Raw genomic sequence first — 23,979 nt, 5'->3', positions numbered from 1 at the left:
TTTTTTTACGTAAACCAAGACTCAGCAAGTAGCTGGTAACTTTTTTGTTTTAGAGCTGGATCATAAATATTGGATGCGACGATGAGTTCGTCTGGTTCGTAGATGTCCATGAAATTTTGCAAATCGGTGGTTACTTTTTGCTGGGTGCCGATAAAAGCGTACTTTAGTTGATGTTTTAAGGCACGTTTTTCATAGTCTGTCCACACTTGGTCAATGTTGTTGATTGGCTTTGGAAGAGGTGTTGGTGCGCCGCGTGTCAATTGAAGGAAAGATAAGTAACCGGATGTCGCTAAATAATTCGCTTCTTCATCCGTGTCCGCGATGATTGCATTGACGGTTACCATCGCATAGGGTTCTGCTAAAATATCGGATGGTTCAAAACGGCTGCGATATAATTCTAAAGCATTGCCAAGTTCATCTGGTGCAAAATGGCTCGCAAAAGCAAACGGTAAGCCCAGTTTTGCGGCTAATTTGGCGCTGTAAGTACTGGAACCTAGTAAATAAAGTGGCACGCCTAAACCGCGACCAGGAATCGCGATAATCCCGTCATGCCCGTAATCTGAGAAATAGTCCTGTAGCTCTAAAACCGAGTTTGGAAATTCCTCTACAGCTCCGTGTACATCCCGTCGCAAGGCCCGTGCCGTTTTGAAATCCGTTCCTGGTGCGCGTCCAAGCCCAAGATCAATGCGATCCGGATACATCGTAGCAAGCGTCCCAAACTGTTCCGCAATAATAAGTGGCGAATGATTTGGCAACATGATTCCGCCTGACCCAACCCGAATCGACTTCGTATGCCCAGCCAAATATCCAATCAAAACTGCCGTTGCAGAACTCGCCACACCAGAAATCCCGTGATGCTCCGCCACCCAATAGCGATAGAATTTATGTTGCTCGGCGAACTGAATCAAATTTTTACTATTTACAAAAGCATCTGCCTCATTAAAACCCTCGCGAATCGTCGCTAAATCAAGAATCGATAGGGGGACTTGCCCAAATTTGTTTTTTGACATTATCATCACTGCCCTTCTTTGACTAATAGTATATCAACCAAAAGCCAATGCGTCCAAAAAAAGAAACTATCCGTCAATGACAGATAGTTCCTACATCTTTAATCTTTCAAAAAGTCCTGCAACGCCTTCGCATTCGCTGCGACATCAATATCTAGCACATCACCATGAGAAGTTCGTTCGCCTTTATACGTACCATCCACAGGGAGACGGAAATCTTTAATATCATCTGTTTTCCCTAAAACAAAATCTTTCCCAATCGAAAGCATCATACCAGTTGTTACATTCGTGTTTGTATAACCCTGCATCGTTCCAATTAGACTTGGTAATTTCGTAATCGTACCGATGCTTTGCACTTGATCTTTCAAAGCGGTTAGCACTTGTTGTTGTCTACGGACACGTCCGAAATCACTCTCAGCATCGTGACGGAAACGCGCATATTGCAGCAATGTCGCACCGTCCATTTTTTGCTTACCTGCTTTGATGTTTGCCTCGATGTTTTTGGACATATCTTTTTCTGCATTGATTTCAATACCATCTGGAGCTAGCGTATCTACAATTTTTGGAAAGCCTTCGAAATTCGCGACGACGTAGTACTCTAGGTTGACGCCGAAATTCTTTTTAATTGTTTGACGAACAAGTTCAGGGCCACCAAAAGAATAGGCCGCGTTGATTTTATTTAAGCCATGTCCTGGAATATCGACATATGTATCTCGCATAATCGAGACCAATTTCGGCTTCTTCGATTTCGTATCATAGTGAGCAATAAGCAAGGAATCCGAACGACCTTGGTCTTTACCACGTGAATCACTACCGATTAAAAGAACATTGAGATCATTCACATCTTCAGGTTGTTCTCCATTAAACTTGAAATCTTTCATTTGGTTATCACTCTGGGCCGCGCTTAAGCTCGATTTATATTGATAGAAACCGATACCTGCAATAGCTACAATTAGAACTAAAATAATAGCAAAAATAGTTCTACCTTTTCTCAATTTCTTCTTCCTTGTTGGAGTATTACGTTCTTGGCGAGTAGCCATATTTTCCACCTCATTTGTTAAATTGAAGCCCACAGCAAAACGATTTTCCCTAGTCTCCCAATAGTATAGCGAACCCTTGTTACGCGAATGTTACAAAATCAATAATAAGGCGCCATGAATAAATAAACAAGTACACCAGTCAAACTTACATACAACCAAATCGGCATTGTCCAGCGAACAATCTTTTTATGTTTGCCAATCTGATTTGTCCAGCCCCACACGAGCGCAAATAACGCCAGTGGAACAACAATCGCAGCAAGAAAACTATGCGTAATTAAAATAAAGAAATAAATCGGACGAACAATACCTTCGCCACCAAATGTAGATGTTTCAGCAGACATGTAATGGAACGTCAAATAGCTAACTAAGAAAAACAATGTCGATGTGAACGCTGCTAAAATAAATCCACGGTGCATCTTTATATTCTTTTTCACAATAATAGCCCACAAAGCAATTAATAAAAAGACAAATGTGAAGCTGTTAAAAATCGCATTTAAGCGCGGGAAAATTGTCAAATCATAATCCACTTTTCCTTGATAGCCGATTGGCGAGAAGAACAGTAGTAAAATCACAACTACCGCTACAAACGACAAAATCATAATTGGCCAGAAATAATTTTTTTCAGATGTCGGTTTACTCATCGCATCTTTTTTTTGTGTCATTAGTTTAAATCCCCCTAAAATAAGTTTCCTCACTATTATATCATGTATTGATTGTGAAATGGTGAGAAAAGAAAAAACCTTGCTGGAAAAATCCAAACAAGGTTCAAATAGTAAGGCATGAATTATCTGTTTTCAGCATTGTTGTAAGCGCCGTGCCATACCGGGCCGATGAATTGATTGAGTGCAAAACCGCCTTTGATTGCTGCTGTGACGAAATCCTTTGCTTTATGCACGGCTTCTTCGACAGTTAAGCCTTTTGCAAGACCGGCTGTGATTGCTGCGGCGAATGTACAACCAGCACCGTGATTGTAGTTGGTATCGATTTTTGGTGTTTCCAGAACAGTGAAAGTCGTGCCGTCATACATTAGATCGATGGCTTTATCGCTTTTTAGTGCTTTTCCGCCTTTGATAACAACATATTTCACACCGAGGTCAATGATTTTTTTAGCGGCTTCTTTCATATCGTCTAATGTGGACAATTTGCCGAGACCAGAAAGTTGTCCAGCTTCAAAAAGATTGGGTGTTGTGATTAAAGCGCGAGGTAATAATAGTTCACGAATGGCATCCGCATTTTCTGGTTGGATAAGTTCGTCTTCGCCTTTACAAACCATAACGGGATCAATCACGACATTTTTTAAATCGTATTTGTCGATGGCATCGCGTGTTGCTTCAATGATTTCGACAGAACCGAGCATACCTGTTTTCATTGCATCAACGGGACCGCCAGAAAGAACGGTTTTCAATTGAGCACGAAGTAGGTCCGCATCAAGTGGCGTAACGCCGTGGCTCCAGTTGTTGTCTGGGTCCATCGTTACGATTGTTGTCAGTGCCGAGAAGCCGAATGTGCCGTACTCTTCGAATGTTTTTAAATCTGCTTGAATCCCTGCACCACCGCTCGAGTCAGAACCGGCGATAGTTAATGTTTTTTTGATTGTCATGTCTATTACCTCCAATTATAAAACTTAGTTATTTGTTTCAAGCATTTTGCGGATTGCCGTTGCTACGCCATGTTCGTCGTTGGAGTCGGTTTGGTATTTCGCTAGTTTTTTGATAGGAGCTTCGGCATTTCCCATTGCGACGCTGTACCCAGCCATTTTTAGCATGGAGACGTCATTAAAATTATCACCGATTGCAAACGTTTCGTCCATTGTTATGCCCATGCGTTCTACATAATATTGTAAAGAAAGTCCTTTTTGGGCGTCGATATGCGTGATTTCGATGTTATCAGAGAACGAGGAACTAATTGCCAGATTTCCTTCTGATTCCAACGTATCTTTCGCTTTTTTGAGTATCGCTTGGTCTGACGAGAAAGCGATGAATTTCAAAATCGTTATGTCATCATTATTAAAAATGCGTTCTGGGTCATCAATCACATGCACATCTTTGCTTTCAAAGCGTTCAATCACATATTGTTCCACTTCTTCCGCTGTGAAATTAGGATGGGCCTTGCGTTGAATATCTTTCATCAGCGCGATTCCCTTGTCTTTATTCGGCGAAATCGGACCAATGTCTGTGAAAAATTCGCAATACATACCCAAATCTTCTAAAACTTTATACGTGTATCGTGCTGACGGTGTGTCAATTGGGATTTGTTTCAGGATTTTACCGTGTTCATCACGAATTTCAGCGCCATTCATACAAATTGCCGGAGCGTAAAGATTCGCGTGATTGATTAATTGTGTTGCGTCGTCATACATCCGTCCAGTGCAGAGAACAAAATGAATTCCTTTTGCGCGAGCCTGTTCGATTGCTTTCACGCCTTCTTCATCCACTTGGATTTTCGAGTTGAGCAGTGTGCCGTCCATATCTGAAGCAATTACTTTTATCATAGATTATAATCCTCCCATTTTCTTGCCTACCCCATTAGAATATCACTTTTTTATGAAAATTGCAGTAAGTAAAATTCTAACTGTATACGCTTAACAAGACAGATTTAATAAAAATTTAATACCAAGTTAATCAGTGGGATATAGTTTTCGAGGATAATGGACCTATTCTTACAGACAAAGGAGTTTTGCAAAATGAATAAATACGGGATTTTAATTGTTAGGATTTTACTAGGTGGATTGATGTTCCTACACGGACTACAAAAATTCACAAATGGGATTGGCGGAACAGTACAGTTTTTCGAAAGTTTAGGAATTCCTGGGTTTATGGGATATATCGTGGCAAGTATTGAATTGGTCGGCGGATTGGCGCTTGCGTTTGGCGTATTAGTACCATATGTTTCGGCATTATTTATCGGGATTTTAGGCGTGGCAATCGTGACCGTGAAACTTTCCGACGGCTTTTTGGGCGGTTTTGAGCCTGAATTTGTATTGGTCGTGTTGGCAGTCGTGACATTGATTACAAGTCCGCTGAAGAAAGTATTTCAATTTATGCCGTCTGACAAGTAATAAAAAGATGAGTCCTGTTCAAACCGAGAATTTTGAATAGGGCTTTTTTAGGTAGGTTTTTTTAGTTAAAACCAGTATAATGGAAGGAGAAGATGAGAAAAGGATGGTGGCAGGTAATGATGACAGAACGCGAAAAGATGATTAGCGGTGAGTTATACCGTGCAGGGGACCCAGAATTAGTGGCAGATCGTGACCGTGCGAGACATGCATGTGCGGCGATTAATGCTGTGATTAGTAATAAAGAGGAGCGAGAAGTACATATTCGTGATTTGTTTGGTCGTGTCGGTAAAAATGTGTATATGGAGCCAAATGTGCGTTGCGATTACGGCTATAATATCGAAGTTGGCGACGATTTCTATGCGAATTTCGATTGTGTCTTGCTAGATTGCGCGCCGATTAAGATTGGGAACAACTGCATGTTTGCACCAGGCGTGCATATTTATACGGCGTATCATCCATTGGATGCGGTAGAACGCAATAGTGGTCTTGAATATGCGAAAAGCGTTACGATCGGTAATAATGTCTGGATTGGCGGACGCAGCGTCATTAATCCCGGAATAACGATTGGCGACAATGTCGTTGTAGGATCAGGCTCCGTCGTGACCAAAGACGTTCCAGCAAACACCGTTGTTGCAGGAAATCCAGCACGCGTCATTCGCGAACTAGGCGAACAAGGAGGAAGCGAAGGATGACAGTATCCGACGAAGCACTATTTGCCAAAATGGAGCAGGAATTACAACAAGCAAAAATAGCGAAATCCGAACAAGAAAAACAGCTACATTTGCATGGCTTAGCAGTTTTGGTAGAAGTAATGCGTGGTGCGAAACAAGAAATACCAAAGACATTTAGCAGTGATTTAGAATATAAAGCAATGACTGGCGAGTTGCCAATATCAAAACCGACATCACTTGAAAGTCAGAAAATCGAAACAGATGACGGCGCGAACGGTGATTCCTTGTTAGATTTTTAAGGGGGAACAGAATTTATAATGAAGAAAATGTTGATTTTAGGCGCAATTTTTGCAGGTTTGGCAGTTGGAATTGGAGCTTTTGGAGCACATGCCTTGAAAGAAACGTTGGGCAGCTATCATACGACTTATGAGACAGGCGTGCAATACCAGATGTTCCATGCAACGGCGATACTGATTGTCGGACTGCTCCTTGGCAAAGTGAACCGTGGTTTGTTACGCACAGCAGGTTACTTATTCGCCACAGGAATCGTGTTGTTTTCCGGAAGTTTGTATGTGTTAAGTCTTACAAAAATTTCTGTGCTCGGCGCAATTACACCACTTGGCGGTGTGGCATTTATCGCAGGATGGATATGTTTCATCGTTGCAGTAGTCAAAGAAAAAAGTATTTTGTAATATAAAAAAGCCTATGGGAGAACGGTTTTCAGGCTTTTAGCCGACACGTGGTAATTTTTGTTATCAAACTTTAACAAAGAAATATTGAAAAAGAGGATTGTAATTTAAATGAACGGGGTACTATACATGTAAGCAACGACATCTTAATTACTTTTTCTCCCTTTTTAGTAATTGAGAGTCTTTCTTACCTTAAACTCCCTTTTAGTCGCTAAACCTGCTGACATTGCCGGATTAGCGATTTTTTTTGTGCTATAACACTGAAAAACTATTTTCTGTGTAGTATTATTAATTGGAATAAAGAGTTGAAGTCTGCGAGAACTTTTTTATTTTACCCTAGTTTGCTATAATCAGAGGTGGAAGATACTAACATGAGAGGAAGTGACCTATGCCACATTACGAACAAGTTCGACATGCGATATCTGCTAGAAAGCATGGTTTAGAGAGTATAGTGGATGGTATTAAGAACAGGAAAAACGGGATACAAGATGAAAACCACGAGATAAAGGAAAAAATGATACATAGGCTGAATCAAATAGAAGCGGAAGCCAACGACATGATTTCCTACTGTGAGCAGACAGCGAATGCTTTACAGAGGGAGATATGATATGTCAACGCAAATTGATATAGACACTGCTTGGATTTTGAAGCAATTAAAAATGGGAGAGCAAGCCGCGTTAGATTTCAAAGCTGAAGCCACAAGGATTCAACACACCATGGATACATTGAATAAGCAAGTTTCCCCTGATTTTATGACACGCTACATCGAAGTAAAAGAAGGATTAGTGACAGAAATAGAAGCGGACCAATTTACGAAGTTAAAACAAGCTTTTGTGGATAGCCAAACCGCAGTGCGTGCGTTCATCGAAACGGATGCCAAGTTAGGAGGCAAAGGCTGATGGACTTTAAAATCAATATGGGAGAATTGGAGGAAGTGCTGACATCTTTGCACAAAATGAAGGCAAGTTTAGAGACGCTGGATAATGTTCTGGTGAATGTCCAAGATGCAGTGGGGAAACAAAAAGGGGAAACTAGCGGATGCCCTTTCCATTGAATTCGGCGCCCACCGAGACGATATTTCTCGGCAACAAGGAACCGTGACGAAGCTTTATACGTACCTGGAAAGCTATGTATCGGATCTCAAATCGATTGACAGTCCAACCTATCGGAATAGGGACATGTTAATCGATGCCCGAGGACTTCAAAGTCTGGCAGAAACCCAGCGCGATATTTTAGATCATGCGAAAAGTGATGTGTTTCGCGTGCCACAGCCGAGTATTGGAGCCTTGCCAGATGATCCAGACGAGCTATGGATCATGCGTCATAACCAAGGTTTAATGGAAGATCTGGATGATTATTTAAGCCGAAAGTTGACGCAATTACAGCAAGAAGAAGGCGAAGCCATGCACCGAATCAGCCAAGACATGCGGCGGTTAATGGAAATGGATCACGAACACGCTTCTCAAATCGAGAAGGATTATCGCCACTATGATCGAAATAAAGTCCGACAAATCGGCGCATCTACAAGAGATTCTATTTTCGGATTCGGAAAAAGAGCAATAGAAAGCTTGAAACATCCAGAGAAGCACCTAGAAAGCATCGCTATACTGATGAAAAATTTAAAAAGTGACCCATCGGGAACGGCAGGTATGTTTTGGAGCAGCATTGTAGAGGGCTATTTAGAACCCTATAAAAAAGGGGATGCTTACGGTCTGGCAAGCAGTACCATTTTGTTTACTAGTTTATTTGGAATTACAAAAGGTATGAATGACTTAGGGAAAATAAAAAAAGTAAATGAAATAAATACAAACGCTAAAGTAAATACCTTGAGCGATGAATTTGGAGCAGTTGCAAAGCCTTTTTCTCCAAAGCAAATCGTTTTAGAAAATGGAGAAGTAGCATACGAATCTAAATGGGGGGAGCTGGTTCGTTCACCTAATTATCTTGATGGAGCTGGGGAAATAAAGTGGCCCATAGCAAATGGATTTGCTGTAGATAAAAATGGGAGAGCGATTACAATTAATGCTGATTTGAAAGTTGGGCAAGTTGTTGACCGCTACGGAGATGCTGGTGGAAGGTTTACAAGCCCGGTAGAGGGTGGGAAAATACTAGCCTATGATACTAGAGGGCTTCCTTACCCAGAGAGTAGTATGAAATATCACCAGTATGAGGTACTTAAAGATATCACAGAGACTAATATAAAGACTGCCTATAGCAAATCTTCCAAAGAAGTCCAAAGCAAGATTGATGACATAATGGAAGAATGGGGACTAAGTTTTGAAGATTTAGCGAATCCGCAACGAGGTAAAGTTGCTCAAGTTTTTGGAGCAGGTGGGGGAGCACAAATTAGATTTACTACAAGTGTTAAGTACTATGAACAATTAGGGCTAATAAAGGAGGTTAAATGAGTATGGAAAACATAAATATTGATGAATTTAAAGCAATTATCATTTCGGAAATTAAAAATAATCATTATGAATCACTGCGTTATGTGCTATTTAGTGAAAAGGATAGGACCCCATTCGCTGTTCATTTATTCTGGGAGGATGGGAAATTTATAGTCAATTCTAGAGATGAGAGAAGTTATGTGGTTGGAAAATCGTTTGAATTTAATAGTTTCGAAGAGGCTAAAGAAAAATTCTTTAGAACCCTATTCTTATCTGTAAAAAGAAACAGAAGCGATGTAGAAGAAGGGTATCAGGCGGACTATCCATCACCGCTTTGGCAGAAATAGTAGTGATTGTTTTATATTGATTGGGATATAAAGAAATTCAAAATACTATTGCTGGAGCTACTAATTTTTTAAGTAGCATTACGGCTAGAGTCAAACACCGATCAGCAACCAATCGGTGTTTCAAAGTATGATGTGTTTTGCGTGTCGCAGCCGAGTATTGGAGCCTTGCCAGATGATCCGGACGAGCTATGGATTATGCGTCATAATCAAGGATTGATGGAAGACTTAGATGATTACTTACGGCAGAAATTGACACAATTACAGCAAAACGAAGGCGAAGCGATGCACCGAATCAGCCAAGATATGCGGCGGTTGATGGAAATGGATCACGCACACGCTTCTGAAATCGAGAAAGATTATCGCCAATATGATCGAAATAAAGTACGCCAAATCGGCGCATCTACAAGAGATTCTATTTTCGGATTCGGAAAAAGAGCGATAGAAAGCTTGAAACACCCGGAGAAGCACCTAGAAAGCATCGCTATGTTGATGAAAAAACTTAAAAAGTGATCCATCAGGAACGGCAGGCATGTTTTGGAATGGCATTGTAGAAAGCTATTTGGAGCCCTATAAAAAAGGGGATGCTTACGGCCTGGCAAGTAGTACCATTGTGTTTGCTAGTTTATTTGGAATTACAAAAGGTATTAATGATTTAGGTAAAATAAAAAAAGTAAATGAAATAAATACAAATGCTGAAGTAAATGCCTTGAGCAATGAATTCGGAGCAGTTGCAAAGCCGTTCTCTCCAAAGCAAATCGTTTTAGAAAACGGAGAAATAGCATACGAATCAAAATGGGGAGTCCTTGTTCGCTCACCTAAATATCTAGATGAGTCAGGCGGTATAAAATGGCCAGAAGCGGATGGTTTTGTTGTAGATAAGGCTGGAAAAGCCATTACATTTGATGCGAATTTAAAAGTTGGCCAGGTGATTGATAGATATGGCGATGCCAGTGGTAGATTTATCAGTCCAGTTGAGAATGGTAAAATATTGGATTACGATACAAGAGGTTTGCCTTATCCAGAAACTAGCATGAAATATCATCAATATAAAATTATGAAAGATATCAACGTCGAGAATCTAAAGGAAGGCTTTAATAAAATGGCTCAATTAGATAAAGACGAACTAACAATACTAATGGATAAGTATGAATTTACATTTTCGGACATGGCAAAAGCTCAGCAAGGAGAAGTATCCAAAGTATTTGGTTCTGGCGGAGGTACGCAAATAAAATTTGAAACTTCGGTTGAGTGGTATGAAAAAATGGGACTATTAAAGGAGGTAAAGTAAATGAATACAATTAGTGAGAATAAACTGGAATTAGAGCACATAATAGATGAGTTAGGTTACAGTAGTTTGCGTGTTTCTATTTTTAATAGGCCTACTGAAAATAGAGATGAATGGCAAACAAGAATTGAATATGATAGTGAAACAAATGAATATAAGGTGTATTCACTGGCAGATAGAGCCAGTTTGATGGGAAAGGTAAAAAGTTATTCCGATTATGAGGATGCAGTAGATGATTTTTTGAAGAAATTAAAATTAACAGTTGAGTATAACAAGCTGAGAGTTAGACAAAATAAGAATCCAGAGTACCAATCGCCACTATGGGATGAATAATAAGTTCGATTTGCTCAAAAAACAATACCTTGTTATTTTAAAAGAAATGACGAGGTATGGAAGTAGTTCAAATAGACCGCAAATTCGTCAATTAAAGAACATATTAGAATTCATAGACGAGGTAAACAGTGGAGAAGTGACAGATGAAGTGTTAGAAGCACTTAGAAGAATGAACAATTCACTTTATCCGCCGCACGGTGGCCTCGGAGAATTTTATATTTGGGTAGATGATTTCGACGAAAGAATGAAATTAAATGAACCTCTGGATAAAGTACGAGACTTCACATGGAAAACGTTGAATACCTAAAGCTAAAAACCACCGATCAGCAACCGATCGATGTTTTTAAATATAATCATCCATGCCCTGGGTTATAACCCTAATCCGCCCCTAATAATATGCTAATATAGTCTTTTGTAGTCAAATTCGTTTTTAAGAAGGTAGCCAGGAAGATAGATACGTAATACATGATCTTCTGGAATCATTGTTTCTAAATCCATTGGAAAAATTAATTGGTCCATGTTATAATTGATATACATAAATAGCACTCCCTTTGTTGGGTTTTGGTTGGTACTTTAATTTTAACAAAGGGTGCTATTTTTGTGTTGTGATTTCTATACATACGCAGAAAAAGGTTGGAACATGGAAGGATTTTCAGAATCTCTGATGTACAAGCCGCTACCAATCTTAGTATGCTTAAAATATAATTCATCCATGCCTTGCATCAAAATCCCACTGAAATCATGCCTAAACCTGAAAATTCAATTTCCAATTCACGCCAAACTGATCTGTTACTTCCGCGTAACTTACACCCCAGCCAGTTTCTTGAATTTCCATCTTTACCACGCCATTTTTCGAAAGTGATGTGAAGGCTTTTTCAAGGGCTTCTTTGTTGTCAACAAAATATGTAACAGACACTTGGTCACCGCTTACTACTTCGCCGTTTGGAGCATCGCTAACATAAAATAACTCCACACTATCTTTTGCTAAACGGGCATGTGCTACAAGTTCACCTTGCGCCTCGTCACCGGAAAAGTTCGGTAACATCTTATATAAATTCCTCATGGTTACCTCTATGTCGAAGGCTGCTTGGTAAAAATCAAGGGCTTCATTTGCGTTCCCACTAAAAGTTAAATACGATATTGTCCTGGCCATATTCATTGGCTCCTTTCATTTTTGCTTTATTAGCATAGCAGATAAGCTTGGATAAATCTATTAGTCAGGTTTATTTGCTAATCCTTGCTTAGCTATTTTTTTTTCGCATGCATCTTAATATTTGTAAAAAAACATTTTTTTTTGTAAAATACAGAAATAAGAGGAGTAGAGAACTTGTTATGTTATTTTTTGTTAGCAGTAGTTATAATGGAGACTAACTCCCTATTTGGCTCAGTTATTAGGCCATCGAGAAATCTAGGGCTATGAAAGGGGGAGATTGGTATGTCAAATGTTTGGAGCTTTTTAAATATCCATATAGAGGAAGCAGTGAATTATTGGATTAGTATGTATTATGTAGAGTCAGAGGAATATCAGAAAAGAAAATATATTCCGGGCTACCTAGAGGCACATCGCAAAGAGTCTATTCTACTTTGCAAACGTGCTTTGGCAAATTTAGATGAGGTTCCTCATTCAATGGAAATTGGAGAGGATCGGTTTGATATGGAGACAAGTCTTACAGATGTCGTTTCTAATCATACGAGTTTCTATACAGCAATTATTGAGTTTTTACTTATTCATTGTGCGAAAGAATCACTAGATTGCACGAAAGAAGAGTTATTTGAAACAGTACTTAAGCTTCGGAAGATAGAGATGCATTCTTTGCAAGGGCTTCTTTCGGGGTATGTGTCTAAGGAGGCATTGGGGAAATAAATAGTTAAAATGAGGCACTAATTAATAATGTTCGCAATATATCTCTATTTTTAGCACGGGTCATTTTATTGCCGGTGCTTTTCCTCTTGTTTTTATGATTATTTTAGGGATAGCATCTAAATGATGTTCACGAGATGAAGAGGTAGATAATGCAACGAAACCAGCGAAAATGGGATCGGAGTTTAGATAGAGCCACGAAAGCAACAAACGATATTTAGCTATATTAAAAATAACTAAAATTTCCTGTACGCGTAAAAAACCCGTAAAAACACTATCAATCGAATAATTATTCACAGAAGGTTCGGTATGAATCAGTGAGTGGCTTTGCTATAATACATAGTGTAAGTAAGGAATTTATGAATACTACTATCTATTTTACTTTAGTTGAAGTCCGAATAGAGACAATATTCAATAATTAAACTTGCTTCAAAAAAGTTGACATGGAGGAATAAACATGAAAAAACAGAATTTATTGAAAAAAGCAGGGATTGCATTCGTTGCTGCAGCGACTTTAGGAGCTTCCGTTTCAGCTGTAGCTCCAGCTATTGCATCTGCAAGTGTACAACCAGCGTACGTAAACTTGTCAGTTAACAAAGTTGCAATTGGCGACACGGTTATTTCAGGAACAGGAACACCAGGACACTACATTAATATTAATGACCTCACAAGTAAAAAAGTTTTCGCAACTGGTGATGACTTGAAAATTGATGCATCAGGTCATTTCAGTCTTCAATTACCAGCAGGCTATGCTGTACAACTTGGGCACACATATTCTGTAAGTGATTCTTTTAATCTAAAAGACGTTGTATATTCTTTCGCTGGATCATTGTCTGTAGATACAGTTAAAAATGGCCGCACAACTATTACAGGTAAAGGAATTCCAGGACACTATATCAATATTAACGACGTTACAAGCAAAAAAGTTCTTGCAACTGGTAATGATGTAAAAGTTGATAGCCTAGGTAACTACAGCTATACACTACCAGCAGGACAAACGTTTATCGCTGGACATAAACTAGTGTTAAGCGATTCTCTAAATCTTAGAAGCCTAGTTCAAGTAATTGTTGCAAACTAATTTGTAAGCATGACAATATGCTTCGGTTATGAGAATAAGAGAAAATTCTTAGAATAAAAATGACGTATGGAGAATCTAAATTCAGATTCTCCATACGTCATTTTTTAGTGCATTTTGCTTTCGAGTTATACGTTATCTTTTCTTTCCCATCACAATATTCGTATACGTATTTACTGTCAAGAAGTAATACACAATGAACATCAATGTGTAAATTCCAGTCGTCATAATAACTGGTAAGGTCAAATCCATCTGCAACATATTCGATAGGGCAATCAATGCTACCGAGCTATGCGCAATTCCTAAAATCAGTGGAACAAGGAAAACGACGAGAATTTGTTTAGCGATAGTTTTGCGAATTTGCTTGCGGTCTAAACCGATTTTCTTCAAAATATCGTATGTTGGAACATCGTTATATGCTTCAGTTAGCTGCTTGAAGTAAATGATACTACCCGTTGCTGCAAGGAATACAAGTCCAATGAACATGCCGATGAATAAAAGTACACCACTTATGCTCATAATCTCTTCATATCCGTTCGGGAAGCTTGTGAACATGGCGGATTCTGGAAGTACTTTTTTCATTTGATCACCTAGTGCTGCGCCATCTTTTGGTGATTCAGTCATAATCGTTTGAACAGTTGTGGATTTTACATTGTTTATTGTTGCAGCGACATCATCAGAAACAATGAGTATGCCAAAAATCGTACTGAATGGTGATTCTTGCCTAGCATCAGTCAGTGTCACTTGCTGTTTCGTACTGTTTTCTAATGTGAACTGCTGGTTTTTTAGTGCTTTCTCATTATCTGGGGTGTAAGCGATGGATGGCGCGATGAGAATAGCTTCATGGTCTTTCAAGTTGGCTTTTTTCACGTTGCTATCCTCTTGTTTGAGAAGCTTATTGTACTGCGATTGGCTAAGAATAGCAAAGCCTTCTTCTGGCTCATATTCGATAGGCATTTCACGATCACTTGTTGCTTTGACGTAATTCACAACGGTTTCTTGGTTGCTGATAAATGGTGTTTTCTTGTTGTTTTTAACTAATTGCAAAGCTTCTTCGTTACTTTTTTTATCTACAACATGATATTCAAAAGTTGCTGGGTAACTCGTGTCTGCGTCTTTGTTTGCACTATAATAAAGACTACCAATAGCGCCGATTGCTGTAAGTGTTGTTGCACTCAAAATGGCGATGACAGCGAGTGTTCTAGCGTTTGATGCGATGCGGAACGAGAGCTGAGAGTTACTAATAATATTCGTTCCGTTATAGAAAATTCGTTTGTTTTTGCGAATTTGACCTAATAGGAACGGCAAGAAGTTACTTAATAATAGTGCGGTTCCTAAGATGACAGAGATTAAAATAATAAGTGCACCTGGTCCGAATCCAAGTTTCACCCAAATGGAGAATTTCGACTCCAGTGGTTGCAGCGCGATAACATAACCGAGTGCGATTAAAGCAACAGATAATAGTGCCAAGAAGATATTGCTTTTTGGTGTTTTTTCGCGGCTACTTTCGGAGTGGAATAGGTCTAAGAGTGTTGTACGATAAATAATGCGGTAACCAGTGAATGATGTCACGAGCGTAATGATTAGGAAAATAACGACTGTATTAATCACAGCATCGATTGAGAAGACGAAGTTACTAATACCGCCAATATTCATTATACGGAGCAAAATAGTTACGAATAGTTTAGACATCAAGGTTCCTAAAGCAATTCCAACAACCAAGGCTCCAAGCCCCATTAGGAAATTTTCATAAAAGAGCATGCGGCCGATTTCTTTTTTGCGAAGACCAAGCAGGGAGTACAGGCCAATTTCTTTTTTACGTTTTCGTGTGAAGAAATGGTTCGAATATAAAATGAAGATAGCCACGAAAATAATAAGTACGATTGACGAGGCATCGAAGGCTACTGAAAGCTTGGCACTCTTGTCTATTCGGGCAATAACTGCGGGGTCTTTCGCCAGTGACACGAACGTATAATAAATCATAATCGAGAAAATCATCGATGCGAAGTAAAGAAAGTAGTGAATAAAGTTATGTTTGATGTTCTTTTTTGCTAAATCAAATAGCGTCATTCATGTCCCCTCCTAATTTCGCCAACACATCAAGAATTTTTTGGAAGAACTCTTTACGCGTTTTCGTACCGCGATAAATTTCTGTATAAATAGCACCATCTTTAATAAATAAAATTCGTTTGCAAAAACTAGCAGCGAAAGCATCATGCGTTACCATCATGATTGTCGAATGCTCGCGCTCATTCAAGTCTTTTAAACTCTCCAATAAATCCGTTGCCGATTTGGAATCTAGCGCACCAGTCGGTTCATCTGCGAAAATCAGACTTGGATTAGCAATAATGGCGCGACTGGCAGCTGTTCTTTGTTTTTGCCCGCCGGAAATCTCGTTTGGATATTTGTCAAGAATATCGCGAATTCCAAATGTATCGGCGATTTTTTCAAGGCGTGCTTCCATTTCTTTGATAGGCTGTTTGGCAAGTGCAAGTGGTAAAATGATATTTTCTCGCACACTTAATGTATCTAGCAAGTTGTAATCTTGGAAAATAAAACCTAGTTGGTCGCGCCTGAAAGCCGACATTTGCTGTTCGTTCATTGTTTCTATTTCTTGACCAGAAATTTTGATTTCACCAGATGTTGGTTTGTCGATAGTTGAGAAGACATTTAGCAAGGTTGATTTCCCGGCACCGCTTGGCCCCATAATCCCAACAAAGTCTCCTTTTACGATTTCTAAACTTATATTATCTAAAGCTGTATATACATTACCTTTAATGCCATAGACTTTACGAACATTTTTTGCATGTAGAACGATTTCCATGTAAACTCCTCCTAAAAAATTAACTTATACTAGTAGTCTACAGGTAATCTGGTGGGCGTTCCATTCGCTAATATGACATTATAGGGCGTATTACTTACAATTTTGTCATGAAAGATAAGCATACAAAAAGAGGAGTCCATATTTGGATTCCTCTTTCCCATTTAGATTCTAAAAAAAAGACTTAGCTCATCTGAAGCAATATAATTTCCCACTAAAAATGAGCCAAATTCAGCAAACCTCGCGCTAGATTCATCAAAACGCATTTCTGTTACAATTCGTTTGAAATCAAGTGCATCATCCGCAAATAGCGTAACGCCCCACTCGAAATCATCTAAACCAATAGACCCACCGATGATTTGCTTAATCTTACCAGCATACGTCCGACCAATCGCACCGTGATCACGAATCATCACTTGGCGCTCTTCCATCGGCAACATGTACCAATTATCCACACCATTTCGTTTTTTCGTCATTGGATAGAAACAAATGTGTTTGCGAGGCGGCAATTCAGGATACAGACGTTCACGAACATGTTTATTTTGGAGTGGATCTTCTCCTTTTGCCATGTGATTCGCTAAGTAATTGCTAAGCTCCACCACAGAAACGTACGAATAAGCAGGGAGTAAATAGTCCGCGATACGCATTTTGTTCAGTTGGTTTTCAACTTCATTCAAGCCTTCCAAAGTCGGTCTCAATGTGAAGAAAAGCAAGTCTGCTTTTTGACCTAAAATCGAGTAAACCGTGTGTTCCCCTTCGCCCATTTTTTTCGTTATGTCCATGTCTCCTAAGAAATTTTGTAATTCATTGAGCATAGAATCGCGATCAGCAGGGGATACCTCGCGAAAAGCAGGCCAGTCAATCGATCTGAAATCATGCAGCGAGAACCAACCATCCAACGTTTTAACTGCTTCGTTCATATAAAGCACTTCCTCTCTATGTAATACCTAAATTGTAACATACCACGAAGCCCGATGTCTCAGCACCTGTTTGTGAAAAAAACCTCCACAATAATGTGAAGGCTTCTGTTCCAAATTATTTAGCAGGCGTAGACACGATGCAACTTACTTTACCGTCGATTGTCCAGTTTTTGCAGGTGTTTGGAAGTAGGAAGTGATCCGCTTTTTTGATTGGCGTTGTATCCCCGTCAATGGTTAACACCGCTTCGCCAGCTAGAACACTTACCAACGTGTACGGCGCTGTAGCTGTGAAGTCCGCTTTGCCGTCGATGTCCCATTTGTATACTGCGAAAAAGTCACTATCTACAAACGTTGTCTTCGTAAGCGCACCAGTCGTTTCCGTTTTAATATCTAAAATAGCGTCATGATGCGGAACTGTCGTCACGTCAATTGCTTTACCTAAATGCAGTTCACGCTTGTTGCCGTGGTCATCCACACGATCATAATCATACACACGATACGTCGTGTCCGAACTTTGCTGCGTCTCTAAAACTAGCGTCCCAGTACATAGCGCATGAATCGTTCCACTTGGCACATAGAAAAAGTCGCCCGGTTTAATCGCCACTTTACGAAGCAACTCATTCCATTTACCGTCACGCGTCCATTCAATCAACTGCTCTTTCGACGTCGCATTATGCCCGTAAACAAGCTCAGCACCAGGCTCACAGTCAATAATATACCAACATTCCGTCTTACCAAGCTCGCCATTCTCATGCTCTTTCGCATACGCATCATCCGGGTGAACTTGCACCGATAAATCCGTATTCGCATCCAAAATTTTCGTAAGCAACGGAAAAACAGCTTCTTTCGGATGGCCGAACAATGCGGGCTCTTGCTCCCAAAGCTCAATCAAGGTTTTGCCTTTATACGCGTCATTTTTTACCGTAGAAGGACCGTGCGGATGCGCCGAAATCGCCCAGTATTCGCCAGTCGTCTCCGATGGAATCGTGTAGCCAAAGAAATCGCGCAGTTTCGTACCTCCCCAAATTCGATCTTGAAAAACAGAATCTAAAAATAAAGCTTTTGTCATTATAGTAGCCTCCTAATTTTTATCTTTCATCAAAAAACCTTGCTGTTTCAACGTCTCCGCAATCGAAGGATAGTAGTCTTTGTCATAAAAAGCAGACACCCGCTTCGTCCAAGAAATACCACCTTCACGCGTTGAAAAAGGAATAATCGTTTCATCATACGCGGTCATAGCATCCGTCACATCCGTCTGATACGTCTCCTCAAAATAAACCGCTTCTTTCGGAAAACGCGGCTTAATCGGCATTTCCACATCCGGATAACCAATACAAAGCCCAACCACCGGAAAAACATATTTCGGCAACTGCAAGAAATCAATCACATCTGCCATATTGCGTCGAATCCCACCGATGCAAACAACACCTAAATCAAAAGATTCCGCAGCAATAATCGTATTTTCACAAGCCAGGCCAACATCAGTTGCACCAACAAGTAAAGCGTCCACATTTTCCACTGCTGCTAAGGATCCACCATGCGTTTCACTTGCCAAATACGTCCGATAAAAATCGGCAACAAACACAAGAAAAACCGAACTCTCCGCTATGTACGGCTGATTTCCGCATAACTCCGCCATTTTCTGCTTCCGTTCCGGACTCTGCACTGCAATAATCGAATATTGCTGCCCATTAATCCAAGAAGGTGCACTTTGCGTTGCTCGAATAATCGCGTCTAACTGCTCTTTTGGAATCGTTCGGTCCGTCTGAAACTTCCGAAACGACCGATGACTCCTCAAATGATCAATAATCGAATTCAAAGGAAAACCCCCATTTCAATAATCGTAACAAACTAAGTATAGCCTTTTTTCGAATGAGAATAAAGCTTTTTAAGGCCAGCACTTGAAAAGAAGTCCCCGAATCCAGTAAAATAAGAAAATAGAAAGAAGGTGACCCACTCGTGGAAAAAAAGAAAGCTCTCGGACTCCTAGAAAAATACTTCCTAACCACTGAAGAAACCGCAGTCTTCTTAGGCATCTCCAAACAAGCACTATCCTCTTTAGTCAAACGAGGCAAACTAGACCGCATTGAAAAAGGCAAAATCAGCTTATTCTTTAAAGACGACGTGGAACGAAGAAAACGAGAACAAAGCGAATTGCGCAGAAAATACCGCCCATATACATAAAAAAAAGGAAATTGGATGTGTTGCCGTCCAGTTTCCTTTTTTTTTGTTCGAATGGAGCGTAGGGGGATCGAACCCCTGACCTCTACACTGCCAGCGTAGCGCTCTCCCAGCTGAGCTAACACCCCGAATTTGATAGAATTATTGTAGCACAAGGGATTTGAGACTGTCAAACCTATTTTCTCCGACCACAAGCAAATAACTTGCAACCAAATCTCAAACGCGTAAAATGATTGACGTATCAATTAATAAGAAAGGCGGGGAAAACTAATGTCCGATGACTGCTCCAAGCGCGCGGAACTACTCGCACAAATGCACGACCTATGCAAAAACATGAATCAAAATTTCGAAGCAACATTACAAATGAGCGCAACAAAAGTCGAGCTACTCCATCAGATTTCTTGCGCAAACGAGCAGAATCAGCAAGCACTTCAACATTCACTCGGCCTTGATGCCGCAGCAATCACAAGGCATTTGCGAAAACTAGAAGAAGACGGCTTCATCACCCGCCAGAAAAAAGCACCAGACCGGCGAGCCACTTTTATTCGCCTTACAGAACAAGGTACAAATCAGCTAACCTTTCTAACCGAACAGAAAAAAGCTTTTCAAAAACGGTTATTAAGCGGTTTTTCCAAACAAGAACTAGCGGCGTTTACGACTTTGCTAGAACGAATGTCGCACAATATGAAATGAGAGATAGAGGAGGAATTTTAAAATGAAAGCAGTTATTATTGAAAATTATGGTGGCAAAGAAGAGCTAAAAGACGCAGTTGTTGCAGATCCGAAAGCGGGCGCAGGACAAGTCGTGGTTCAGCTAAAAGCTACATCCATTAACCCTATCGACTGGAAATTACGCGAAGGCTACTTGAAACAAATGATGGACTGGCCATTTCCGATTATCCTTGGCTGGGACGCGGCTGGTATTATTTCTGAAGTTGGCGCAGACGTAACCGATTGGCAAGTTGGTGACAAAGTATTCGCAAGACCAGAGACGACACGTTTTGGAACATACGCAGAATATACAGTGGTCGACGCACCATTGCTAGCTAAAATTCCTGACAACGTATCATTTGAAGAAGCCGCATCCATCCCGTTAGCAGGCCTGACAGCATGGCAAGCACTTTTCGATCACGGTAACTTGCAAGCAGGCGAAAAGGTCCTTATTCACGCAGGAGCTGGAGGTGTCGGCACATTGGCGATTCAACTGGCAAAAAACGCTGGCGCCTATGTCGTGACAACAGCAAGTGAGAAAAACACTGCGTTCCTAAAAGAACTAGGCGCTGATGAAGTAATCGACTACCGGACAACCAATTTTGCAGATGTTCTAACAGACATAGACCTCGTTTTTGATACAATGGGTGGCGACATCCAAAAAGACAGCTTCCGAGTGCTAAAAGAGGGCACGGGACGCCTAATCTCAATCGTATCAGAACCAGATAAAGACCTAGCCAAAGCCAAAAACATCCTAGCAAAAAGCATCTGGCTACAACCAAACGGAGAACAACTACAAAAAATAGCAGACCTAATGGCATCAGGAAAAGTAAAAGCTATCGTTGGCGAGACATTCCTGTTCTCTGTAAAAGGAGTTTATGACGCACATGCATTAAGCGAAACGCACCATGCAAAAGGAAAAATTGTTGTTCGATTTGAGTAAAAAATGTTTGAAGTTGTTTTAATTGTGGTAAAGACACTAATGGCATAATTCGAGGAGGGTTACACATGCTAGGAATTATTTGGGGAATCATCGTGATCCTGTTCGCGGTATGGCTTATAGGGCTAATTTTCCATATTGGCGGAGCGTTAATCAATCTTTTATTAATTGTCGTTCTGATTTTAATTATTTGGAACTTGATACAAAGCGCTCGAAATAAGCGGAAATAACAAAAAGGCTGTTTTGTCAATTGCTGACAGAATAGCCTTTTTTTCATCCTAATTTTTCAAATACACATCTTTCCAATTCCGCGAAAGCAAATAGCGATGGCAAGATTGGCTGTAAAGTAGAAACAACGCGCTCCCAGCAAATACTGCTGTACTACCAAGCAACAGCCCAGCCGTAACGTCCGACGGATAATGCACACCAAGATATACCCGCGTATACATAATCGTCAAAATAATTAAAAATGCGACGATTCCAATCGCAATCCGCTGCCATATTTCGGAAAGGGCAATAATAAGTAGCGCCGCAATCATCCCGTAAAATGCCGTTGACCCCGTCGCATGCCCACTCGGGAAACTATAACCACCTTGCGAAATAAGCATATCATTAGGGCGCGGCCGAGCAATAAGTTGCTTAATAATCCATGGCAAAAGTGCGCCACCAATCAAAACTGTTCCACCAAACCAAATCGCAATCGTATAACGCTTCAAGAAAATAAAAATCAGTAGTAGCACGATTGTCATCATAACAATAGCTCCAACACCACCAAAATTCGTAATAAAAGCAATGACATCCGTCTTCTTCGTAGAAATATTCACACGAACAATATCAATCCAATACGTATCAAACTGCTTAATAAAACGGGCATTCGTTGCAACACCAATCAGAAAAACAAGAAATCCAATCGCCGTCACAGCACTTAAAGTAAATAAAACCGTGGCATTTTTTCTAGTATGACTCATGCAAAATCTCCTTTTTTATCAATCCAATCAAGCACAGTCTGAATTTCACAATCCCAGTATTTCCAATTATGCTCCCCAGGAATTTCCCGATATATGTAGGCAAAATCCATTTTCTCAATTGCCGCTTTAAAACCAAGATTATTCGCATACAAAAAATCTTCCGTCCCACAAAGTTGCAGCACTCGCGGTTTCCGGTCTTGGTTTGCCACCTTAGGTAACAAAGCGACCAAATCATTCAACGAACCTTCCATATCCTCAATGTTCCCAAAAGTAGGAACCATCTCCACTTCCATTTCTGGTCTCTGATGGCGAAGCGCAACCAAATCGAGTGCCCCAGACAGCGAAGCCATTCCAGCAAATTTCTCAGGATAGTTTAGGCCCCATTTTAACGCACCAAATCCGCCCATAGAAAGTCCTGCAACATAGGTGTTCTCAGGTTCAGCAGGCAAGCGGAACCAACGATGAACTAAGGCAGGTAATTCTTTCGACAAAAATGTCCAATAGCGATTACCAATTTGCATATCTGTATAGAAGCTACGATGAACTTGCGGCATTACAATAGCAATATTCCGATTCTCCGCATAACGAACAAGCGACGTATTTGTAAGCCAAGCAGTATCATCATCAGAAAGCCCATGCAGTAAATACAATAATCGCATAGGTTTACTCTCATCAATTTGATCAGGAATAAACACCTGCAAAGAAGTACGCAATTCAAGCGATGTCGAGAAAAAATGAGATGAAAAAGTTGTCATAAAAATTTCCTCCTCGTAAAGCAGATTTACGTTTATTATAGCATAAGTAAGCCAGCAACCAGGAATAAAAACAAAGTGAGTTTTTTATCGATTCAATGCAAGCCTTAGTTTGGCTAGCTTCTCTTCTTTGTAAGGTATACTATTAAGTGCATACAGATACATGCTAAGAAGCAACAAAAAAAGCAATTGATAATTATCAATTGCTTTTCTAATGAGCCGTGATGGGCTCGAACCATCGACCCTCTGATTAAAAGTCAGATGCTCTACCAACTGAGCTAACGGCTCTAAAATAATGGCTGGGCTAGCTGGATTCGAACCAACGCATGACGGAATCAAAATCCGTTGCCTTACCGCTTGGCGATAGCCCAATAAATGGTGGAGGGGGGCAGATTCGAACTGCCGAACCCGAAGGAGCGGATTTACAGTCCGCCGCGTTTAGCCACTTCGCTACCCCTCCATATTAAAATCGTTCCAATGCCAACTGCAGGAATTGAACCCGCAACCTACTGATTACGATTCAGTTGCTCTACCAGATTGAGCTAAGTTGGCAAAACAGCAAATACTGTTTAACCGCCCAAGAGAACTGTTCCTAATTAACAATTACAGATGAATGGTGGGGGCTAACGGGATCGAACCGCTGACCCTCTGCTTGTAAGGCAGATGCTCTCCCAGCTGAGCTAAGCCCCATAAAAGATACTATCTTATAATATAACAAAATTTGAATTTTGACTAGTACTTTGATGCGAAAATTTTAAAAAAATGACCCGTACGGGATTCGAACCCGTGTTACCGCCGTGAAAGGGCGGTGTCTTAACCGCTTGACCAACGGGCCATGTTTGGCTAGCAAATTTACCAGCCGAAAACTATTATATAAAGAGAATGGGTGGTTTGTAAATACTTAAATTAAATTCTTTTTATTCAGATAAATTA

General features: G+C 40.3%; 32 protein-coding genes and 6 tRNA genes. 18 read left to right on the top strand and 20 right to left on the bottom strand.

Features of this window, described 5'->3' with window-relative positions; genetic code table 11:
- Window positions 1-5 precede the first annotated feature (5 nt).
- From PRIP_RS05545 to PRIP_RS05525, 5 genes are all read right to left on the bottom strand, one after another.
- Window positions 6-1,010, bottom strand: coding sequence for an LLM class flavin-dependent oxidoreductase (locus tag PRIP_RS05545; protein ID WP_036100018.1), 1,005 nt, complete (start codon window positions 1,008-1,010; stop codon window positions 6-8).
- Window positions 1,011-1,108: 98 nt separating this feature from the next.
- Window positions 1,109-2,047 (bottom strand): LCP family protein, encoded by a 939-nt coding sequence (locus PRIP_RS05540; RefSeq protein WP_036100016.1) that lies wholly within the window; start codon window positions 2,045-2,047, stop codon window positions 1,109-1,111.
- A gap of 98 nt (window positions 2,048-2,145) precedes the next feature.
- Window positions 2,146-2,709: a DUF420 domain-containing protein gene (locus tag PRIP_RS05535; protein WP_036100014.1), complete on the bottom strand. Its 564-nt coding sequence runs from the start codon at window positions 2,707-2,709 to the stop codon at window positions 2,146-2,148.
- Between the two features lie 122 nt (window positions 2,710-2,831).
- Window positions 2,832-3,647 (bottom strand): pyridoxine/pyridoxal/pyridoxamine kinase, encoded by an 816-nt coding sequence (gene pdxK / locus PRIP_RS05530; RefSeq protein WP_036086858.1) that lies wholly within the window; start codon window positions 3,645-3,647, stop codon window positions 2,832-2,834.
- A 24-nt stretch (window positions 3,648-3,671) separates the two neighbouring features.
- Window positions 3,672-4,538 carry a Cof-type HAD-IIB family hydrolase gene (locus PRIP_RS05525; RefSeq protein ID WP_036100012.1) on the bottom strand — a complete coding sequence of 289 codons (867 nt, stop codon included), beginning with the start codon at window positions 4,536-4,538 and terminating at the stop codon, window positions 3,672-3,674.
- 192 nt (window positions 4,539-4,730) lie between these two features.
- On the opposite strand from PRIP_RS05525, the gene PRIP_RS05520 reads away from it, so the two are divergent.
- The 12 genes from PRIP_RS05520 to PRIP_RS17125 all read left to right on the top strand — a co-directional run bounded on the left by PRIP_RS05520 (window position 4,731) and on the right by PRIP_RS17125 (window position 11,124).
- Window positions 4,731-5,105 (top strand): DoxX family protein, encoded by a 375-nt coding sequence (locus PRIP_RS05520; RefSeq protein WP_036086854.1) that lies wholly within the window; start codon window positions 4,731-4,733, stop codon window positions 5,103-5,105.
- Between the two features lie 92 nt (window positions 5,106-5,197).
- Window positions 5,198-5,797: a maltose acetyltransferase domain-containing protein gene (locus tag PRIP_RS05515; protein ID WP_277620079.1), complete on the top strand. Its 600-nt coding sequence runs from the start codon at window positions 5,198-5,200 to the stop codon at window positions 5,795-5,797.
- Window positions 5,794-6,075 carry a DUF5327 family protein gene (locus PRIP_RS05510; protein ID WP_036100008.1) on the top strand — a complete coding sequence of 94 codons (282 nt, stop codon included), beginning with the start codon at window positions 5,794-5,796 and terminating at the stop codon, window positions 6,073-6,075. The genes PRIP_RS05515 and PRIP_RS05510 overlap by 4 nt, the downstream gene beginning before the upstream one ends.
- Before the next feature lie 18 nt (window positions 6,076-6,093).
- Window positions 6,094-6,468, top strand: coding sequence for a DUF423 domain-containing protein (locus PRIP_RS05505; RefSeq protein WP_036100006.1), 375 nt, complete (start codon window positions 6,094-6,096; stop codon window positions 6,466-6,468).
- A 605-nt stretch (window positions 6,469-7,073) separates the two neighbouring features.
- A complete protein-coding gene (locus tag PRIP_RS05495; RefSeq protein WP_036100004.1) occupies window positions 7,074-7,364 on the top strand; it encodes a hypothetical protein in 291 nt (96 codons plus the stop codon).
- Entirely contained in the window at window positions 7,364-7,519 is a 156-nt protein-coding gene (locus PRIP_RS17130; RefSeq protein ID WP_159101519.1) for a hypothetical protein, read from the top strand. The genes PRIP_RS05495 and PRIP_RS17130 overlap by 1 nt, the downstream gene beginning before the upstream one ends.
- A 124-nt stretch (window positions 7,520-7,643) precedes the next feature.
- Window positions 7,644-8,873 carry a TNT domain-containing protein gene (locus PRIP_RS17390; protein WP_206538185.1) on the top strand — a complete coding sequence of 410 codons (1,230 nt, stop codon included), beginning with the start codon at window positions 7,644-7,646 and terminating at the stop codon, window positions 8,871-8,873.
- 2 nt (window positions 8,874-8,875) lie between these two features.
- Window positions 8,876-9,199, top strand: a complete 324-nt coding sequence (locus tag PRIP_RS05485; protein WP_036100003.1) for an Imm59 family immunity protein — start codon at window positions 8,876-8,878, stop codon at window positions 9,197-9,199.
- A gap of 141 nt (window positions 9,200-9,340) precedes the next feature.
- Window positions 9,341-9,709, top strand: a complete 369-nt coding sequence (locus tag PRIP_RS05480) for a hypothetical protein (protein ID WP_036100002.1) — start codon at window positions 9,341-9,343, stop codon at window positions 9,707-9,709.
- A 19-nt stretch (window positions 9,710-9,728) separates the two neighbouring features.
- Window positions 9,729-10,487: a glycohydrolase toxin TNT-related protein gene (locus PRIP_RS16660; RefSeq protein WP_077912912.1), complete on the top strand. Its 759-nt coding sequence runs from the start codon at window positions 9,729-9,731 to the stop codon at window positions 10,485-10,487.
- Entirely contained in the window at window positions 10,488-10,817 is a 330-nt protein-coding gene (locus tag PRIP_RS05470; protein ID WP_036100001.1) for an Imm59 family immunity protein, read from the top strand.
- Between the two features lie 136 nt (window positions 10,818-10,953).
- On the top strand, window positions 10,954-11,124 hold the full coding sequence (locus PRIP_RS17125; RefSeq protein ID WP_159101518.1) for a hypothetical protein: 171 nt from the start codon (window positions 10,954-10,956) through the stop codon (window positions 11,122-11,124).
- 92 nt (window positions 11,125-11,216) lie between these two features.
- Here PRIP_RS17125 and PRIP_RS17120 read toward each other — a convergent pair whose 3' ends face one another.
- A complete protein-coding gene (locus PRIP_RS17120; protein ID WP_159101517.1) occupies window positions 11,217-11,354 on the bottom strand; it encodes a hypothetical protein in 138 nt (45 codons plus the stop codon).
- 208 nt (window positions 11,355-11,562) lie between these two features.
- On the bottom strand, window positions 11,563-11,970 hold the full coding sequence (locus tag PRIP_RS05460) for a VOC family protein (RefSeq protein ID WP_036099999.1): 408 nt from the start codon (window positions 11,968-11,970) through the stop codon (window positions 11,563-11,565).
- A gap of 282 nt (window positions 11,971-12,252) precedes the next feature.
- Between PRIP_RS05460 and PRIP_RS05455 the strand changes: the two genes are divergently transcribed.
- Window positions 12,253-12,681 carry a hypothetical protein gene (locus PRIP_RS05455; protein ID WP_036099997.1) on the top strand — a complete coding sequence of 143 codons (429 nt, stop codon included), beginning with the start codon at window positions 12,253-12,255 and terminating at the stop codon, window positions 12,679-12,681.
- A gap of 454 nt (window positions 12,682-13,135) precedes the next feature.
- On the top strand, window positions 13,136-13,756 hold the full coding sequence (locus PRIP_RS05450; protein ID WP_036099996.1) for a hypothetical protein: 621 nt from the start codon (window positions 13,136-13,138) through the stop codon (window positions 13,754-13,756).
- 132 nt (window positions 13,757-13,888) lie between these two features.
- Here the strand turns inward: PRIP_RS05450 and PRIP_RS05445 are convergent, their stop codons facing one another.
- From PRIP_RS05445 to PRIP_RS05425, 5 genes are all read right to left on the bottom strand, one after another.
- Complete coding sequence (locus PRIP_RS05445; protein WP_036099994.1) at window positions 13,889-15,823, bottom strand: FtsX-like permease family protein; 1,935 nt, start codon at window positions 15,821-15,823, stop codon at window positions 13,889-13,891.
- The gene (locus PRIP_RS05440) at window positions 15,810-16,577 is read right to left on the bottom strand and encodes an ABC transporter ATP-binding protein (protein WP_036099992.1); all 768 of its coding nucleotides are present in this window, start codon (window positions 16,575-16,577) and stop codon (window positions 15,810-15,812) included. The genes PRIP_RS05445 and PRIP_RS05440 overlap by 14 nt, the downstream gene beginning before the upstream one ends.
- Before the next feature lie 161 nt (window positions 16,578-16,738).
- Window positions 16,739-17,494 carry a hydrogen peroxide-dependent heme synthase gene (gene hemQ / locus PRIP_RS05435; RefSeq protein WP_036099990.1) on the bottom strand — a complete coding sequence of 252 codons (756 nt, stop codon included), beginning with the start codon at window positions 17,492-17,494 and terminating at the stop codon, window positions 16,739-16,741.
- A gap of 115 nt (window positions 17,495-17,609) precedes the next feature.
- Window positions 17,610-18,563 (bottom strand): mannose-6-phosphate isomerase, class I, encoded by a 954-nt coding sequence (gene manA / locus PRIP_RS05430; protein ID WP_036099988.1) that lies wholly within the window; start codon window positions 18,561-18,563, stop codon window positions 17,610-17,612.
- Window positions 18,564-18,575: 12 nt separating this feature from the next.
- On the bottom strand, window positions 18,576-19,313 hold the full coding sequence (locus PRIP_RS05425; protein ID WP_036099986.1) for an NADPH-dependent oxidoreductase: 738 nt from the start codon (window positions 19,311-19,313) through the stop codon (window positions 18,576-18,578).
- Window positions 19,314-19,453: 140 nt separating this feature from the next.
- On the opposite strand from PRIP_RS05425, the gene PRIP_RS05420 reads away from it, so the two are divergent.
- Window positions 19,454-19,678 (top strand): helix-turn-helix domain-containing protein, encoded by a 225-nt coding sequence (locus PRIP_RS05420; protein WP_036099984.1) that lies wholly within the window; start codon window positions 19,454-19,456, stop codon window positions 19,676-19,678.
- Window positions 19,679-19,730: 52 nt separating this feature from the next.
- Here the strand turns inward: PRIP_RS05420 and PRIP_RS05415 are convergent.
- Window positions 19,731-19,803, bottom strand: a tRNA-Ala gene (locus PRIP_RS05415).
- A 142-nt stretch (window positions 19,804-19,945) separates the two neighbouring features.
- Between PRIP_RS05415 and PRIP_RS05410 the strand changes: the two genes are divergently transcribed.
- The 3 genes from PRIP_RS05410 to PRIP_RS16945 all read left to right on the top strand — a co-directional run bounded on the left by PRIP_RS05410 (window position 19,946) and on the right by PRIP_RS16945 (window position 21,556).
- Complete coding sequence (locus PRIP_RS05410) at window positions 19,946-20,368, top strand: MarR family winged helix-turn-helix transcriptional regulator (protein WP_052008734.1); 423 nt, start codon at window positions 19,946-19,948, stop codon at window positions 20,366-20,368.
- Window positions 20,369-20,390: 22 nt separating this feature from the next.
- Window positions 20,391-21,329 (top strand): NADP-dependent oxidoreductase, encoded by a 939-nt coding sequence (locus PRIP_RS05405; RefSeq protein ID WP_036099983.1) that lies wholly within the window; start codon window positions 20,391-20,393, stop codon window positions 21,327-21,329.
- A 65-nt stretch (window positions 21,330-21,394) separates the two neighbouring features.
- On the top strand, window positions 21,395-21,556 hold the full coding sequence (locus PRIP_RS16945; protein ID WP_149023764.1) for a lmo0937 family membrane protein: 162 nt from the start codon (window positions 21,395-21,397) through the stop codon (window positions 21,554-21,556).
- A 48-nt stretch (window positions 21,557-21,604) separates the two neighbouring features.
- Here PRIP_RS16945 and PRIP_RS05400 read toward each other — a convergent pair whose 3' ends face one another.
- The 7 genes from PRIP_RS05400 to PRIP_RS05365 all read right to left on the bottom strand — a co-directional run bounded on the left by PRIP_RS05400 (window position 21,605) and on the right by PRIP_RS05365 (window position 23,881).
- Window positions 21,605-22,294, bottom strand: coding sequence for a phosphatase PAP2 family protein (locus PRIP_RS05400; protein ID WP_036099981.1), 690 nt, complete (start codon window positions 22,292-22,294; stop codon window positions 21,605-21,607).
- The gene (locus PRIP_RS05395; RefSeq protein WP_036099979.1) at window positions 22,291-23,049 is read right to left on the bottom strand and encodes an alpha/beta hydrolase; all 759 of its coding nucleotides are present in this window, start codon (window positions 23,047-23,049) and stop codon (window positions 22,291-22,293) included. Before PRIP_RS05395 ends, PRIP_RS05400 begins: the two co-directional genes overlap by 4 nt.
- Window positions 23,050-23,261: 212 nt before the next feature.
- Window positions 23,262-23,334 (bottom strand) — tRNA-Lys (locus PRIP_RS05390).
- 8 nt (window positions 23,335-23,342) lie between these two features.
- Window positions 23,343-23,417, bottom strand: a tRNA-Gln gene (locus tag PRIP_RS05385).
- A 5-nt stretch (window positions 23,418-23,422) separates the two neighbouring features.
- Window positions 23,423-23,506 (bottom strand) — tRNA-Tyr (locus PRIP_RS05380).
- An 18-nt stretch (window positions 23,507-23,524) separates the two neighbouring features.
- Window positions 23,525-23,598: transfer RNA gene (locus PRIP_RS05375), tRNA-Thr, on the bottom strand.
- Between the two features lie 211 nt (window positions 23,599-23,809).
- Window positions 23,810-23,881 (bottom strand) — tRNA-Glu (locus PRIP_RS05365).
- Window positions 23,882-23,979 lie beyond the last annotated feature (98 nt).

Origin of the sequence: Paenilisteria riparia FSL S10-1204 (genome assembly GCF_000525995.1) — a bacterium.
Taxonomy (GTDB): Bacteria; Bacillota; Bacilli; order Lactobacillales; family Listeriaceae; genus Listeria_A; species Listeria_A riparia.
Note: the sequence above shows the minus strand (reverse complement) of the source record. Positions and strands in the feature narration are given on the sequence as shown.

Coding starts and splice junctions, on each gene's coding strand:
- PRIP_RS05455 (WP_036099997.1), top strand. CDS start 12,253: ATGTCAAATGTTTGGAGCTTTTTAAATATCCATATAGAGGAAGCAGTG.
- PRIP_RS05450 (WP_036099996.1), top strand. CDS start 13,136: ATGAAAAAACAGAATTTATTGAAAAAAGCAGGGATTGCATTCGTTGCT.
- PRIP_RS05535 (WP_036100014.1), bottom strand. CDS start 2,709: ATGACACAAAAAAAAGATGCGATGAGTAAACCGACATCTGAAAAAAAT.
- PRIP_RS05440 (WP_036099992.1), bottom strand. CDS start 16,577: ATGGAAATCGTTCTACATGCAAAAAATGTTCGTAAAGTCTATGGCATT.
- manA (WP_036099988.1), bottom strand. CDS start 18,563: ATGACAAAAGCTTTATTTTTAGATTCTGTTTTTCAAGATCGAATTTGG.
- PRIP_RS05505 (WP_036100006.1), top strand. CDS start 6,094: ATGAAGAAAATGTTGATTTTAGGCGCAATTTTTGCAGGTTTGGCAGTT.
- PRIP_RS05470 (WP_036100001.1), top strand. CDS start 10,488: ATGAATACAATTAGTGAGAATAAACTGGAATTAGAGCACATAATAGAT.
- PRIP_RS05495 (WP_036100004.1), top strand. CDS start 7,074: ATGTCAACGCAAATTGATATAGACACTGCTTGGATTTTGAAGCAATTA.
- PRIP_RS05540 (WP_036100016.1), bottom strand. CDS start 2,047: ATGGCTACTCGCCAAGAACGTAATACTCCAACAAGGAAGAAGAAATTG.
- PRIP_RS17390 (WP_206538185.1), top strand. CDS start 7,644: ATGTTAATCGATGCCCGAGGACTTCAAAGTCTGGCAGAAACCCAGCGC.
- PRIP_RS05395 (WP_036099979.1), bottom strand. CDS start 23,049: ATGACAACTTTTTCATCTCATTTTTTCTCGACATCGCTTGAATTGCGT.
- PRIP_RS16660 (WP_077912912.1), top strand. CDS start 9,729: ATGTTTTGGAATGGCATTGTAGAAAGCTATTTGGAGCCCTATAAAAAA.
- hemQ (WP_036099990.1), bottom strand. CDS start 17,494: ATGAACGAAGCAGTTAAAACGTTGGATGGTTGGTTCTCGCTGCATGAT.
- PRIP_RS05520 (WP_036086854.1), top strand. CDS start 4,731: ATGAATAAATACGGGATTTTAATTGTTAGGATTTTACTAGGTGGATTG.
- PRIP_RS05400 (WP_036099981.1), bottom strand. CDS start 22,294: ATGAGTCATACTAGAAAAAATGCCACGGTTTTATTTACTTTAAGTGCT.
- PRIP_RS05545 (WP_036100018.1), bottom strand. CDS start 1,010: ATGTCAAAAAACAAATTTGGGCAAGTCCCCCTATCGATTCTTGATTTA.
- PRIP_RS05460 (WP_036099999.1), bottom strand. CDS start 11,970: ATGGCCAGGACAATATCGTATTTAACTTTTAGTGGGAACGCAAATGAA.
- PRIP_RS05410 (WP_052008734.1), top strand. CDS start 19,946: ATGTCCGATGACTGCTCCAAGCGCGCGGAACTACTCGCACAAATGCAC.
- PRIP_RS17120 (WP_159101517.1), bottom strand. CDS start 11,354: ATGTATATCAATTATAACATGGACCAATTAATTTTTCCAATGGATTTA.
- pdxK (WP_036086858.1), bottom strand. CDS start 3,647: ATGACAATCAAAAAAACATTAACTATCGCCGGTTCTGACTCGAGCGGT.
- PRIP_RS05485 (WP_036100003.1), top strand. CDS start 8,876: ATGGAAAACATAAATATTGATGAATTTAAAGCAATTATCATTTCGGAA.
- PRIP_RS17130 (WP_159101519.1), top strand. CDS start 7,364: ATGGACTTTAAAATCAATATGGGAGAATTGGAGGAAGTGCTGACATCT.
- PRIP_RS16945 (WP_149023764.1), top strand. CDS start 21,395: ATGCTAGGAATTATTTGGGGAATCATCGTGATCCTGTTCGCGGTATGG.
- PRIP_RS05510 (WP_036100008.1), top strand. CDS start 5,794: ATGACAGTATCCGACGAAGCACTATTTGCCAAAATGGAGCAGGAATTA.
- PRIP_RS05525 (WP_036100012.1), bottom strand. CDS start 4,538: ATGATAAAAGTAATTGCTTCAGATATGGACGGCACACTGCTCAACTCG.
- PRIP_RS05515 (WP_277620079.1), top strand. CDS start 5,198: ATGAGAAAAGGATGGTGGCAGGTAATGATGACAGAACGCGAAAAGATG.
- PRIP_RS05445 (WP_036099994.1), bottom strand. CDS start 15,823: ATGACGCTATTTGATTTAGCAAAAAAGAACATCAAACATAACTTTATT.
- PRIP_RS05405 (WP_036099983.1), top strand. CDS start 20,391: ATGAAAGCAGTTATTATTGAAAATTATGGTGGCAAAGAAGAGCTAAAA.